11 protein-coding genes and 1 riboswitch are annotated in these 12,477 nt (G+C 70.6%); of the genes, 3 read left to right on the top strand and 8 right to left on the bottom strand.

Features of this window, described 5'->3' with window-relative positions; genetic code table 11:
• Positions 1–37: 37 nt before the first annotated feature.
• From G6O68_RS17595 to ald, 4 genes are all read right to left on the bottom strand, one after another.
• Entirely contained in the window at positions 38–349 is a 312-nt protein-coding gene (locus G6O68_RS17595) for a Dabb family protein (protein ID WP_165249935.1), read from the bottom strand.
• A gap of 37 nt (positions 350–386) precedes the next feature.
• Positions 387–1,520 carry an S-methyl-5-thioribose-1-phosphate isomerase gene (gene mtnA, locus G6O68_RS17590; RefSeq protein WP_165249934.1) on the bottom strand — a complete coding sequence of 378 codons (1,134 nt, stop codon included), beginning with the start codon at positions 1,518–1,520 and terminating at the stop codon, positions 387–389.
• Positions 1,517–1,828 (bottom strand): hypothetical protein, encoded by a 312-nt coding sequence (locus tag G6O68_RS17585; protein ID WP_165249933.1) that lies wholly within the window; start codon positions 1,826–1,828, stop codon positions 1,517–1,519. The genes mtnA and G6O68_RS17585 overlap by 4 nt, the downstream gene beginning before the upstream one ends.
• A 122-nt stretch (positions 1,829–1,950) precedes the next feature.
• Positions 1,951–3,075, bottom strand: coding sequence for an alanine dehydrogenase (gene ald / locus G6O68_RS17580; protein WP_165249932.1), 1,125 nt, complete (start codon positions 3,073–3,075; stop codon positions 1,951–1,953).
• Positions 3,076–3,653: 578 nt separating this feature from the next.
• On the opposite strand from ald, the gene G6O68_RS17575 reads away from it, so the two are divergent.
• Together G6O68_RS17575 and G6O68_RS17570 are read left to right on the top strand one after the other, a co-directional pair.
• Complete coding sequence (locus G6O68_RS17575) at positions 3,654–4,079, top strand: hypothetical protein (RefSeq protein WP_165249931.1); 426 nt, start codon at positions 3,654–3,656, stop codon at positions 4,077–4,079.
• Positions 4,080–4,221: 142 nt separating this feature from the next.
• Positions 4,222–4,917: a 3-keto-disaccharide hydrolase gene (locus G6O68_RS17570; protein ID WP_165249930.1), complete on the top strand. Its 696-nt coding sequence runs from the start codon at positions 4,222–4,224 to the stop codon at positions 4,915–4,917.
• A gap of 21 nt (positions 4,918–4,938) precedes the next feature.
• Here the strand turns inward: G6O68_RS17570 and G6O68_RS17565 are convergent, their stop codons facing one another.
• From G6O68_RS17565 to G6O68_RS17555, 3 genes are read right to left on the bottom strand one after another with little or no spacing between them, the layout of a single operon-like run.
• Positions 4,939–7,242 carry a helicase-associated domain-containing protein gene (locus G6O68_RS17565; RefSeq protein WP_165249929.1) on the bottom strand — a complete coding sequence of 768 codons (2,304 nt, stop codon included), beginning with the start codon at positions 7,240–7,242 and terminating at the stop codon, positions 4,939–4,941.
• A gap of 16 nt (positions 7,243–7,258) precedes the next feature.
• Entirely contained in the window at positions 7,259–7,483 is a 225-nt protein-coding gene (locus tag G6O68_RS17560) for a hypothetical protein (RefSeq protein WP_165249928.1), read from the bottom strand.
• Positions 7,484–7,541: 58 nt separating this feature from the next.
• Positions 7,542–9,260 carry a DNA repair helicase XPB gene (locus G6O68_RS17555; RefSeq protein ID WP_165249927.1) on the bottom strand — a complete coding sequence of 573 codons (1,719 nt, stop codon included), beginning with the start codon at positions 9,258–9,260 and terminating at the stop codon, positions 7,542–7,544.
• 986 nt (positions 9,261–10,246) lie between these two features.
• Between G6O68_RS17555 and G6O68_RS17550 the strand changes: the two genes are divergently transcribed.
• Positions 10,247–10,690, top strand: a complete 444-nt coding sequence (locus G6O68_RS17550; RefSeq protein ID WP_165249926.1) for a hypothetical protein — start codon at positions 10,247–10,249, stop codon at positions 10,688–10,690.
• Here the strand turns inward: G6O68_RS17550 and G6O68_RS17545 are convergent.
• On the bottom strand, positions 10,687–12,027 hold the full coding sequence (locus G6O68_RS17545; RefSeq protein ID WP_165249925.1) for a hypothetical protein: 1,341 nt from the start codon (positions 12,025–12,027) through the stop codon (positions 10,687–10,689). The two genes, G6O68_RS17550 and G6O68_RS17545, sit on opposite strands and share 4 nt — an antisense overlap.
• Before the next feature lie 188 nt (positions 12,028–12,215).
• Positions 12,216–12,368: riboswitch (SAM riboswitch) on the top strand.
• Positions 12,369–12,477 lie beyond the last annotated feature (109 nt).

Genomic DNA, 12,477 nt, shown 5'->3' with positions numbered 1-12,477 from the left:
CGGGCTCCCCGCGACGCTTGAAGGCGAGGACGCCGTCTCAGGCGGGTGCGAGGTCGGCGTCGAACACGCGGACCTGCTTCCACGTCGGCTTGTTCTCCTCGATGAACTTCATGTGCCGGGGGGCCACCTGATAGACGTCGTGCGACGCCTTCGAGTCGAAGACGACGTGGAGGGCCACGTCGAACGCCTGGTCGTTGACCGGGCGCGTCAGCTCCTTGTTCAGGGTGCCGACCCCGAAGAAGACGACACCCGGGTGGTCGGCGAGGTAGGTTTTGCAGGCCTCGATCAGGGCGTCGACGGAGGCTGGCGAGGGGTCGTGGAGCGAGAAGAAGACGCTGTGGGCCAGCATGAGTCGTCCCCGATGGGAGGAAAAGGAGTGTGGAAAGTCAGGATCCGGCGGCCGGCTTCCCGATCATGGCGCGGACCGAAGCGGCGTCGACCGGGCTGATGACGCCGCGCTCGGTGATGATGCCGGCGATCAGCTCGGCCGGCGTGACGTCGAAGGCGGGATTGTAGACGGCGACCCCCTCGGGCGCGGTCCGGAGGCCGAAGCCCTCGGTCACCTCGCGCGGGTCGCGCTCCTCGATCGGGATGCCCGATCCGTCGGCCAGGGTCAGGTCGAACGTGCTGGACGGCGCGGCGACGTAGAACGGGACGCCGTGGGCCTTCGCCAGCAGGGCCACGCCATAGGTGCCGATCTTGTTGGCGGCGTCGCCGTTGGCCGCGATCCGGTCGGCACCGACGACGACCTTGCGGATCTTGCCTTCCTTCATGACCTGCGCGGCCATGTTGTCGCAGATCAGGGTGACGTCGACGCCGCGGTTGACCAGCTCCCAGGCCGTGAGCCGGGCGCCCTGCAGGAGGGGCCGGGTCTCGTCGGCGAAGACGCGGGGAGCCTTGCCCAGCTCGTGGGCCGTGAAGATCACGGCGAGCGCGGTGCCGTAGTCGGCCGTGGCCAGGCCGCCGGCGTTGCAGTGGGTGAGGACGCCGTCCCCCTCGTCGATCAGCTCGGCCCCGAACCGGCCGATCGCGCGGCACATGGCGCGGTCTTCCTCGGCGATGGCGCGCGCCTCGTCGAGGAGGCGATCCAGCAGCGGGCCGCGGGGCTCGCGGATCGCGGCGTCGGCGGCGGCCTCCATGCGGTCGAGCGCCCAGAAGAGGTTGACGGCGGTGGGACGGCTGGTGCGGAGGTGGGCGGCGGCGGTGCGGAGGGCCTCGCGGATCGCGGCGGGATCGTCGCTGTCGGCCGTGCGGGCGCCGATCACGGCGCCGAACGCGGCGGCCACCCCGATGGCCGGGGCGCCCCGTACGCTCAGCCGCTTGATCGCCCCCCAGACCGACTCGACGTCCTCGCAATCGATCTCGACGCATCGGTTCGGCAGGAGGGTCTGGTCGATCATGCGAAGCCGCCCCGCGACGGCGTCGCCCACCCAGTAGACCGTGCGGAAGGATCCCGGGGCGGACGGGGCGGCCTCCTCGCGAAGGCCGCCCGCGGTGTCCCCATCGCGGACGATGGTCATTCCTCGTCCTCGTCCATCTCTTCTTCGTCGTCTTCCTGGGTCTCCTCGGGGTCGATCCACGAGTAGAACTCCGCGAAGACGTCCCAGATGTTCCGCAGGGCGTTGCGGACGTCGCCGGGCTTCAGGGGGCCGTGCGGGCCGGAGTAGCCGGCGACCTCGGAGGCGATCTTCAACAGCTCGAGGTTCTGCCGCCGCATCTCCAGGAAGATCTGGCTCTGGGTGTCGAGTTCGAGGGCCTCCTCCAGCGCCTCCTCGACGTCCATCTCAGGTTCGTTGTCGGGGTTGATCTCGTTCTCGTCGTGGCTCATCGTCGTCTGGACTCCCTTTGGGGAAGGCTTGCGGGGGAAGGATAACGGCCCGTCGCCGTCGATCCGGGATCGAGCGGCGACGGGCGACGGGGTGACTGGGTGTCGGGGGCGATCGGGGCGGCTCATCCCCGGACGGGCGAGCCATCCTTCCAGTCGTCGAAGGGGAGGCCGAAGGTCTTGGCGACGGCCTGATTGGTGACGCGACCGGCGTGGACGTTGACCCCCGCCGCCACGCCCGGGTCGCCCTGAGCGACGGTCCGCCACCCCAGGCTCGCGAGCTGGAGGACGTACGGGAGGGTCACGTTGCAGAGGGCGTACGTGCTGGTCCGTCCTACCGCGCCAGGCATGTTGGTGACGCAGTAGTGGACGACGCCGTCGACGACGTAAGTGGGTGCGTGGTGCGTGGTCGGGCGGCTGGTCTCGATGCAGCCCCCCTGGTCGATGGCGACGTCGACGATCACCGCCCCCGGCTTCATCCGCGACAGGTCTTCGCGACGGACCAGCCGGGGCGCCCGGGCGCCGACGACCAGGACCGCCCCGACCACCAGGTCGGCCGACTCCACGGCCTCGCGGATCGTGTGGCGGTCCGAGTAGAGGGTCGTGACGTTGGGCGGCATGATGTCGTCGAGGTAGCGGAGCCGATCGAGGTTGACGTCGAGGATCTTGACGTTGGCCCCCATGCCCGCCGCGACCTTCGCGGCGTTCGACCCGACCACGCCGCCGCCGAGCACCGCGACCTCGGCGGGCGCGACGCCGGGCACGCCCGCCAGGAGGATCCCCCGACCTTCCTGGGGACGCTCCAGGAACTTGGCGCCTTGCTGGATGCTCATCCGGCCCGCCACCTCGCTCATCGGCGTCAGCAGCGGCAAGGCGCCCTTGGCGTCGCGTAGCGTCTCGTAGGCGATCGCCGTCGCGCCGCTGTCGATGACGGCCCGCGTCAGGGCCTCGTCGGCGGCGAAGTGGAAGTAGGTGAAGAGGGTCTGCCCGGAGCGGATCAGGGGCCACTCCGACGGCATCGGCTCCTTCACCTTCACGATCAGGTCGGCCTGGGACCAGATCTCGGCCGCTTCGGCCGCGATGGTCGCGCCGGCGGCCTCGTACTGGGCGTCCGCGAGGCCGCTCCCCTGCCCCGCCCCGGCCTCGACGATCACCCGATGTCCGCCGTGGGTCAGTTCCTCGACGCCGACGGGGAGCATGGCCACGCGGTATTCGTCGGACTTGATCTCCCTGGGAACCCCAACAATCATCGGCTCGACACCCCCCGCGTCGGGACCTCGTCCCGTCCCCTCCGGCTCTCCCCGGCCGGCCCGATCGCCATAAACATTCGATCAGACTCGGGTTCCCGAATCAAGAGTTCCCCGCCTCCCGCAGCCCGCCGGTGGGACGGTCCTCGGGGTCCTGACCCGCCTGCACCAGCTTCCGGGCATCGCCCCGGACGAGCCATCGATCCTCAACGTCGCACGTCTTGGACACGTCGTCAGAAGTGGGGTCGAGACGACGGAGCTATCGAACGGGGGGTCATGGCTCGTTATGATTTCCCGGTCGCCGAGCCCGAGGCGTCGCGAATCGAGTCGGGGCGTCAGCGTCGATCCGGCCGAGGCCGTCCTTGAATGGGTGATCGTTGTCCATCGATTTGAGCGTCCAGCTTTACTTCCCGACGTCCAACGCGGCGCAGGTCCTGGAGGCGACCCGACAGGTGCTGCGGAGGCCGCGATATCGGCTGGGCATCCAGATCCAGGTGCCGGATGGGGCCGTCGTACGACTCCCGACGGAGAGCGGCCTCGGCGACAGCCAGGTCGAAGTCGAGGGCCCGGGAGGGACCAGGATGATCAAGGTCCCGACCATCTCCGCGCTCTTCCCCAACGTCATCGGCGAGGAGCCGGTGTTCTTACTAAGCGAAGAGACCCGGATCTCGGGCTTAAGCGCCGATGTCGCATTTCGGAGGGGGGGCAAGGTGGTTGATTCGCTGCCGGTGGACCTCTCTCTCGCTCGTGGTCGCGATTACCTGGAGCTGTCTCTCATGAGCCCCTCAAGCGGCTTGGTCAACCATTTCTTGCAACCGCCGTTTCGGTCGAAGCTCGGCAAGATCCTCGAGGCCGGGGGCGGGGTCGCGGCGGCCTACGTGGGGATGGGCGAGTGGTCCGCCTTGTCCGACCATCGGCTGATCGGGGTGCCCGAGGTCGGCGACGAGCCGGCGGCGATCGACGCGCTCGTCGATTTCCTCATCCGGCGACTCGGAGAGTCGTCATAGCTTCGTCCCCGGCAGATCGAGGGGATCGGCCCCGACCGGGCGGGCGAGGCGGGGCGAACGTCATGCTAGAATGGGGTTCCATTGGAGGCCGGCGCGAGGCCGCGGCGGCCGATCCCGGCGGTCCGATCGAGGAGCCTTGATCATGAGGATGTCGTCCATCCGTCGAGTCCCGGCGTTCCTTGTCCTGTTGACGACCCTGCTGGCGCGGGCCGACGAAGCGGCCGACGTCCCGAGCGCCCTGGAGGCCGACCCCGCCGGCTGGAGCGACCTGCTCGCCCCCTCGGGGGCGGGGCTGGACGCCTGGACCCGAGAGCCCATGCCGGCCGGCGGCGACCTCGTCGAGGACTCGCCCTGGAAGCTAGACGCCGCGACCGGCGTGCTGGCCGGGACGTCGCCCGGAGCGGTCCGCGAGTGGCTCCGGCTGGACCAGGTGCTGCTCGACTTCACCCTCCACGTCGAATGGCGGATCGTCCCCGACGCGGAATCCAAGTCCGCGCCCGCGAGCGGCGGCGTCTACGTGCGCAACTCGAACGACGCCGGACTCTGGCACGAGGCCCGGCTCGGAGCGTCCGGGGTGGGCTCGCTGGTCGGCGCGACCTACGCCAACCAGGTCGTCAAGCCGTTCGAGGTCGAGCCCGGCGTCAAGGACGCCCGGGTGAAGCCGGCCGGCGAATGGAACACGTATGAACTCACCTGCAAGGGCCGATCGGTGACCCTATGGGTCAACGGCGCGGTCGCCAACGAATGGAAGGGCTGCGGCGTCCCCCGGGGCTACATCGGCCTGGAGGTCGACGGCGGCCGGGTGGAGTTCCGCAACCTCAAGCTGAAGGCGCTCTGAGGCCGCGAGGCCCGGTCGACTTCAGCCCAGCTCGAACTCCAGGCCGAAGGCCCGAAGGGCGATGCGCAGGCGGTCGATCGACTCCTCGGGGACGACGGCCGAGACCGGGCCCAGGCGGTCGCCCAGCAGGGGCCGGGTCTCGGGATGCTGGAGCACGCCGTCGAGCAGGTCGGCCGACGGGGCGGTCAGGATCAGCAGCCGGCGGGCGGGCCAGGGCTTCGCCCCGCCGCTCGTCGGGGCGGGCCGCATCATCAGCCGGACGGCGGGGGGGGGCCCCTCGCCAGTGCGGCGGCGGAACCAGTCCGCGAGGATCGGGGGCGTCAGGCCCGCGTCGGCCGCGCGGTCGAGCGACGCGCCGGACACCAGGAACTTCCGCCTGGCGCCCCCGGCCCGCGACGGCGCGGAGGACGGCGGCGGCCCTTCGTCGGCGAACCGCGCCAGCTCGGCCTCGACGAGGAGGTCGGATCGGGCGGGGTCGAGCGTCAGGGTCACGCCGTCGGCCTCGACGGCCACGCAGCGCTCGGGGGGGAGTCTGTAGTCCCGCGAGGCGGTCGTGCTGATGCGGGCCGTCGGGATCTCCTGCGCGTTCTCGACCAGCAGGAAGCGGTCGCCCACGGCGACGAACGGGCGTCGGGGGGCGCCCTCGGCCTCCCACGAGATCATCGCCTGGTCGCGCTCGGCGCGGGTGTTGAACTCGATCAGGGTCGCGGCCGAGTAGAAGGTCACCTGCTCGCGACGATCGGCCCAGCGGTCGACGGCGTCCTTCACGCTCCCCGGCAACGCACGCTGGCTGTGCTGCGAGAGGACGTCGAGGATCTGCGAGGCCGTGAGCCCCCACTCCAGGCCCAGGGCGATCGACTCCTGCGTCAGCCTCAATTCGACCGCCGCGCCGATCTTGGACCACCAGGCGAACCGGCTGAGCCGACCGACCAGCGGGGGGGTCAGGCCCTGGCGATAGGCGATGACCTCCAGGTTCGGCTGGACGAACAGGAAGTGCTCGAACGTGGGGCGGGGCGGCGGCGGGGGGCCGACCGCCAGGACGTAGCGGCCCAGCGGCGTGAGCTGGACGGCGCGCCGGTTCGTCTCCTTCTCCTCGCCGACCCGGACGAGCCCCAGGGCGTAGGCCCCGCCCAGGAGGATTCGCTCCAGGACCCGAGCCGCCTGGGCCTCGCGGGTGAGCGCGGGGCCGCGCCGGTTCGGGTTCTTGAGGCGCCGGGGGTTCGTCGCGGCCGGGCTCGCGGGGTCCTCGAAGGTGATCCGCTCCCAGCCGGGGGCCACGGCGTCCAGCCTCGCGGCCAGGTCGTCGAGCGTCGTCCAGGCGTCGGGCTCCAGGGTGGCCAGCCAGAGCAAGGCGGCCGGGCGGAGGAAGGCCAGCGGCGGGCCGGGGGCCGGTCCGTCGGCGGTCGGCGTCGGGTCGGCCCATTCGTTCCAGGATCGGATGCCCAGCCAGGCCGAGGCGATCATCTGGGGGAGATGCACGGCGTTCTCGGTCCAGAACTCGGCCGGCGCGGCCTGGAGCGACTCGTCGCCGGGATCGACGTGGATCAGCCCCACGCGGCGGGCCAGGCCGATCCAGAGGGTCGGCAGGGCGGGCAGCTCCACGAGCGCGTCGTCGACGGCCGCCGAGAGGACGCCGTCCTCCTCGATCCGCTCGCGGTCGCGCTTGTAGAGGACGCCCTGCTGAGTGCGTCGCAGCGGCCCGGCCCCGGTCCGTTGCCAGAGCGCGGCGAGGCGGAGGATCGGCTCCAGGCCGTCGGATTCGCGGACCTGGACCACCGAGCCGGCGGTCGCGGCAGGGGGTTCGGCCGGCAGTCGGGGCCGCCCGCCCGAGGTCAGCGACGGGTGGGCCCAGATCTCCAGGTCTCCGGAAGCCTCGGCCGTGATCGCATGCGACGGGTCGGCCGCCTCGATCTCGGGGGGGAGGTCGACGGCGAGCAGCCCGCGTCGGACGAGCCCGGCGATCACCGCGTCGGCGTCGACCGCCAGGGCCTTCAGGGTGTGGCGGAGGCCGGCCAGGGGCCAGCTCCTGGACTCGGTCAGGCCGAACAGTCCCAGGGCCAGGCGGTCCTCGTCGGAGAGTTCCTTGCGGACGGCGGCCAGCGAGAGCATGTCGTCGAGCTGATCGGTCAGCTCGCCGGCCAGCGTCGGGGCGCGGACGGCCTCGGACTCGTGGCCTCGCCCGGCTGCGATGCCGCGGAGGAAGGCCAGCGGCGTGCGGCCGAGTAAAGTGCGGAAGACGAACCGGGGGTCGGCGTCCTCCGGGAACGGGCTGGCGGGGCGTCCCGGCCGATCGGCGGGCGTCCCCGTGCTGGGTATCGAGGCCATCGGATTTTACCTCGCCTCAGCGTGCGACCCGCGGTGTGTGGCCCATCTTCCGCAGCTCGTCGACGGCGGCGTCGGCCTCGTCGGGCTTCACCAGGAGGACGGTCTCCGAGAGCCGGGCGAGGATGAGGCGGCCGAGCGACTTCCGCGCGAGCAGCTCCTCCGCGATCACCGGCTCCGAGGTGCGGATCAGGGTCACGTTCTTGTGGAGCTTGACGGGGGTCCGGGCGTTGGCTCGCGTCATCGGGCGGGTCCAGGTCGGTGTCGGTTCGGGGCGAGGGGGCGTGCGGCCGGGCCGGGCGTCAGCCCGTGGCCTTCGACTCCTGCAGGATCTGCGCGCTCAATTCGGACTCGTCGAGGATCTCGTAGCTGTAGCCCTGCTCCGTCAGGAAAAGCTGGCGGTGGTGGGCGAAGTCCATCTCGCGGGTGTCGCGGGTGATCAGCGAGTAGAAGCAGGCGGGCCGCTCCGCCTCCTTGGGACGGAGGATCCGCCCCAGCCGTTGGGCCTCCTCCTGGCGGCTGCCGAAGGTCCCGGAGATCTGGATCATCACGTTCGCGTCCGGCAGGTCGATCGCGAAGTTGCCGACCTTCGAGAGCACCAGCTTGCGGACCGCGCCGGTGCGGAACCGGGCGTAGAGGTCCTCGCGCTCGTTGTTGGTCGTCGCGCCGGTGATCAGCGGGATGTCGAAACGGTCGGCGATCCGTCGGAGCTGCTTGATGTACTGGCCGATGATGAGCACCCGATCCTCGGGGTGGTCGTGGCGGGTGAGCAGCTGCTCGATCAGGTCCTCCTTGACCGGGTTCTCGCTCGCCAGCCGGAACTTGTCGCGCCACTCGGCGATGGCGTATTCCATGCGGAGGTTCGGCGGCAAGCTCAGGCGGATCTCGTGGCACTGGGCCTCGGCGATCCACCCCTTCGACTCCAGGACCCGCCAGGGGACGTCGTACTTCTTGGGGCCGATGAGGCTGAAGACGTCCTCCTCGCGGTGGTCCTCGCGGACGAGGGTCGCGGTCAGGCCCAGGCGTCGGCGGGCCTGGATGTCGGCCGTGATTCGGAAGACCGGGGCCGGCAGGAGGTGCACCTCGTCGTAGATGATCAGGCCCCAGTCGCGGCTGTTGAACAGGCCGAAGTGGGGGAAGTCGCCGTCCTTCTTGGGGCGGTAGGTGACGATCTGGTAGGTCGCCAGGGTCACCGGCGCGATCGCCTTGGATTCGCCGGTGTAGGTGGCGACCTGCGACTCGTCGAGGTCCGTCTTGTCGAGGATCTCCCGCCGCCACTGCTCCACGGACGTGGTGCTCGTCGTCAGGACGAGGGTCTCGGTCTTGATGGCGCACAGGGCGGCGATCCCCACGATCGTCTTGCCCGCGCCGCAGGGGAGGACGATGACGCCCGATCCCCCCTTCACGTCGCCGCCCGCGTGAAAGGTGTCGACCGCCCCGCGCTGATAGTCCCGCACCGTGAACGGGGCGCCGGACTTGGCCACCTCGCGAAGCTCGACGGCCATCGCGGCGCCCTGGGCGTATCCCGCGAGGTCCTCGGCCGGGTAGCCGACCGCGATCAGGCCCTGCTTGAGCACCCCTCGGTCCAGGTCGTCGACGGCGAAGCTCGTCGGGTCGATCCGCTGGCCCAGGTATTCGCGGACGCCTTTCTGTCGCGCAAGCTCCTCGATCAGGGGCTGGTCGGCGGCGATCAGCCGGAGTTCACCCTCGACGCGCTGGAGCTTCACCCGCCCGTAGCGGCCCACCATGTCGCGGAGGTCGGCCGGCAGGTTCGTCGGCAGCGGGAACTTTGAGAAGGTCTCCAGGCGCGAGACCATCTCCTCCGCGGTCAGGCCGGCCGCGGCCGCGTTCCAGAGCGAGAGCGGGCTCAGGCGGTAGGTGTGGATGTGCTCGGGGCTCTTCTCCAGTTCCGCGAACGGGGCGATCGCGTCGCGGGCCTCGGCGTGCAGCGGGTTGTCCACTTCCAGGAGGATCGTCTTGTCCCCCTGGACGATCAGCGGGTTGGCCGGGTTGTACTGCATGGGCTCCTTGCCGGGTCGATCGGGTGAGCAGGACGAGCAGGCCGTCGGCAGTGCGAGACCGGGACCTCGGAACGCGAACGCTCCATGTTAGACGGAGCCCACTTGGGTGGCAAGGTCACGACCGCGGCCCCGAGCCGCCCTCCGGCGGGGCCGTCTCAGGGCCGCATCCCGGCTCGACAGAGAAGCCCCGATGGGTTAAGCACGGGATCCCGCCTCGCCCCCTTTCGCCCTCAACTCAACAGGTCGGCCCGTGACGAGCGACTTCGGACAGGAGTTCCGGCGATCTCGACGCCCGCGATCGCTCCTGCTCGCGACGGCCCTGGCCGCCGCATGGCTCGCTCAGTCGAGGGCGGCGGATGCGATCGTGCCCCCCGGGACGCCGATCGCCGAAGTCGACGTCGAGACCGAAGCTCGCCGGGAGGACTTCCGAGCCCCGTCCATCCTCCGGACGGATCGCTCGACCTACTCCGGGCCCGAATCGCGGGGCCGATTCTTCGCCCCGCCGGCCCGACGCGCCGCCCCGAAGCCGCGAGCGGTCGCGATCGTCCCGGGTCGCATGGCGCCCGGACCCCGCCCCTCGCCCCGTGCGATCGACGAGGTCGCCCGCGCCCAGTATCAGGTGGCTCCGGAGGCGCCGGCGGCACCCGATGAGCCGGCCCTCCCTTAGGGGCGATCGAAGATCGGGATGATCCGTCGATCGTCGAGGACCCGCCGGTCTCCTATTCCGGGCCCCCGCCCTCGCAGGTCGAGGACATCGAGGCCCGCGACGGCCCCCACATCCCTGAGCCGATGGTCTTCGACCTGGTGCGCGGGCTGGGCGCGCGTCGCGGGGAGTTGGAGATCAACGTGCTCGGCCTGGCTCCGCTCGGCCGCCGGGGTTCGCACTTCGACTGGGCGCCGGAGGTCGAGTACGCGGTCCGCGACGGCCTGGCGATGGAATTCGAACTGCCGATCTTCGGCACCGGATCCAGGCCGCCAAGGCAGCCGTGCAGTGCACCTTCGGGAACGCCCTGGACGACGCGTTCATCCACGGGGCGCAGGGCATCCTCTACTACGACATGACGAACGGGCGCTGGAGCCCCACGGCGCTGTACCTGGCCGGGATCCGGTTCGACAAGACCTGGAGCCTGCTGGGGATGGTCGGCGGCACCATCGGCGAGCAGATCTTCCCGTTCAGCGACGGGCCGTCTACGGTCGGGACCGATGTCATCACCAACTTGACGCTCTTCGCGGACGTGACCGACGACCTCGTGCTCGGCGTGGAGACGAACCTCTCGCGTCAGCTGCGCGGCCCCTCCGTGCTCCTCGTGATGCCACAAGTCCATTGGAAGCTCTCGGAGCACATCCGCCTCCAGTTCGGCGTCGGCATGCGCGACGACATCGAAGGCCGTCACGCGGAGCTGGGGTTTCGGGCGATCTGGGAACGCTAAGGCGGATCCAAGATCTCGACGCGAATCCGATTGCGGTACGCCCCCGCGCGGTGGCCGACGCAGTCCCAGCCGCGCCCGACCGACGTGCCGGCGAGGGTCATGTAGATCGAGGCCGTCGACGTCGGCTCGTCGCCCGCGAGGCAGAACTCGATCGCATTGACCGGCGCAAGCCACCCGGCCGTGGGCGAGAGCTGCACGTCGAGCTGCGCCGACCAATCGTCCAGGGTAAGCCGGGCTACGGCCCGGTCCTCGTCGTGGAACGTGACCGCGAGCGGCTCTCCCCGACCCAAAGGCCCGGACGCCAGTTCGCGGAACGGCCCCTTCTCGCCACTCGTCGCCTCGACGATGCGGAATCGTCCCGACGCCTCCAGGAACGCGAACCGTAGCGGCCGTCCGAAGGGGTAATCCATCGGCTCCACTCCGATTCGGGCGTCCGGGCACGGCGAGAACGAGAGCGACAGGCGCCGATGCCCCGTGACGTCGACGTCGCAGAATGAGTTCAGGTGCGACCACACGGGGATCGGCAGGATCGTCAGGGACTCCAGCCAAATCGTGCGGTCGTCCCGAGCCTCCACCTGCAGCGAGGCGTCGAAGTCGGAGCGATAGCGCAGATCGAGCCCGCCCCCGGTCGCGGCCGATCCGATCAGCCGCGAGTCTCGTCCTTCCCGCTCGGCCCTCGGGACGAGCACCGTCGGCCGGCCGTCGGGCGAACGCTCCAGGAAGCGGAGGAGCGGCTGGACCGTCAGCCGCAGCCTCCCGGCCTTGAGGCTCGTCGATCCTTCACCCAGCTGGACGAAGGCGTCAGGCCCCAGCCGGGCGTTGACGTCCTCGCGTGGCAACGTCGCGAGGGAGTGCGGTTCGGAGGCCGGACGCGTGCCCGCCGGCCGCGGCAGGCTGGCGGCGGCCGTGAGGAGTCCGAAGGCGACCGCGCCGAGCCGAAGCCCGACCGCCCACCGGGCCGACGTCGCCCCCGACGCTCGCCGTCGAAAGGTCCCGAGGTGGGCGGCTGCCAGGACGGCGGCGAAGGCCGCGGGCGCCAGGAACAGCGGATCCCGAAGCCCGGTCCGAAAGCCGACGAGCAGGACCATCGCCCCCGCGAGCCAGGCGATCGGCAATGCCCCAAGCGCCGCGGCCAGCTTCGGCCCGCCATCGGGGCGACGCGACCAGAACACGCTCGACACTACCAGCGCCAGCACCAAGGGCGGCGCGACCCGGTTCCGCCACGACAAGGGGTCCGCGACCGGGAATCCCCCCGGCGCGAGCCACCACCAACCCGCCGCCCCGACCGCATGGAATCCCAGCACGAGCAGCCAAAAGATCCGCCATGGCGCGCCCATGCCATCCCTTTCACTCAGCGGGCGGGCTCCGGCACCCGTGCCGAGCGAAGCCCCATGACAACTGTAACACGACCGATCTCCGCGACAAGTCCGCGACGGGGGCCCCGGCAAACTCGAGACGCCCGAGAAGCGCCCCTTGACGCGATCGCCGGCCGCAGGCTACATTCAAGACTCACAATTCGGCGCGTATCTTATCCAGAGTGGCTGAGGGAAGGGCCCTATGACGCCACAGCAACCGGTCCACCGTCTTGGTGGATGCTGGTGCTAACTCCTGCCGAGCGCCCGTTCGGGCGAGTCCGGGAAAACCCCGGATCGTCGAACGCGTATCGGACAGATAAGATGGTCTTCGGCGGCGGCGCTGTCCTTACAGCATCGACCGTTCCCGAACCCACCTGATCGCCCCCCGTCGACACTCTGGCTTCGAGACGCACCGACGCGGACGAGCGGCTC

It is taken from the genome of Paludisphaera soli (assembly GCF_011064595.1).
In the GTDB taxonomy this organism is placed as follows: domain Bacteria; phylum Planctomycetota; class Planctomycetia; order Isosphaerales; family Isosphaeraceae; genus Paludisphaera; species Paludisphaera soli.
This window is presented reverse-complemented; position numbering and strand designations above follow the sequence as displayed.

What these genes read in the sequence shown, in the direction of transcription:
- G6O68_RS17595 (WP_165249935.1), bottom strand. Translation starts at nt 349, where the DNA reads ATGCTGGCCCACAGCGTCTTCTTCTCGCTCCACGACCCCTCGCCAGCC.
- mtnA (WP_165249934.1), bottom strand. Translation starts at nt 1,520, where the DNA reads ATGACCATCGTCCGCGATGGGGACACCGCGGGCGGCCTTCGCGAGGAG.
- G6O68_RS17585 (WP_165249933.1), bottom strand. Translation starts at nt 1,828, where the DNA reads ATGAGCCACGACGAGAACGAGATCAACCCCGACAACGAACCTGAGATG.
- ald (WP_165249932.1), bottom strand. Translation starts at nt 3,075, where the DNA reads ATGATTGTTGGGGTTCCCAGGGAGATCAAGTCCGACGAATACCGCGTG.
- G6O68_RS17575 (WP_165249931.1), top strand. Translation starts at nt 3,654, where the DNA reads ATGATCAAGGTCCCGACCATCTCCGCGCTCTTCCCCAACGTCATCGGC.
- G6O68_RS17570 (WP_165249930.1), top strand. Translation starts at nt 4,222, where the DNA reads ATGAGGATGTCGTCCATCCGTCGAGTCCCGGCGTTCCTTGTCCTGTTG.
- G6O68_RS17565 (WP_165249929.1), bottom strand. Translation starts at nt 7,242, where the DNA reads ATGGCCTCGATACCCAGCACGGGGACGCCCGCCGATCGGCCGGGACGC.
- G6O68_RS17560 (WP_165249928.1), bottom strand. Translation starts at nt 7,483, where the DNA reads ATGACGCGAGCCAACGCCCGGACCCCCGTCAAGCTCCACAAGAACGTG.
- G6O68_RS17555 (WP_165249927.1), bottom strand. Translation starts at nt 9,260, where the DNA reads ATGCAGTACAACCCGGCCAACCCGCTGATCGTCCAGGGGGACAAGACG.
- G6O68_RS17545 (WP_165249925.1), bottom strand. Translation starts at nt 12,027, where the DNA reads ATGGGCGCGCCATGGCGGATCTTTTGGCTGCTCGTGCTGGGATTCCAT.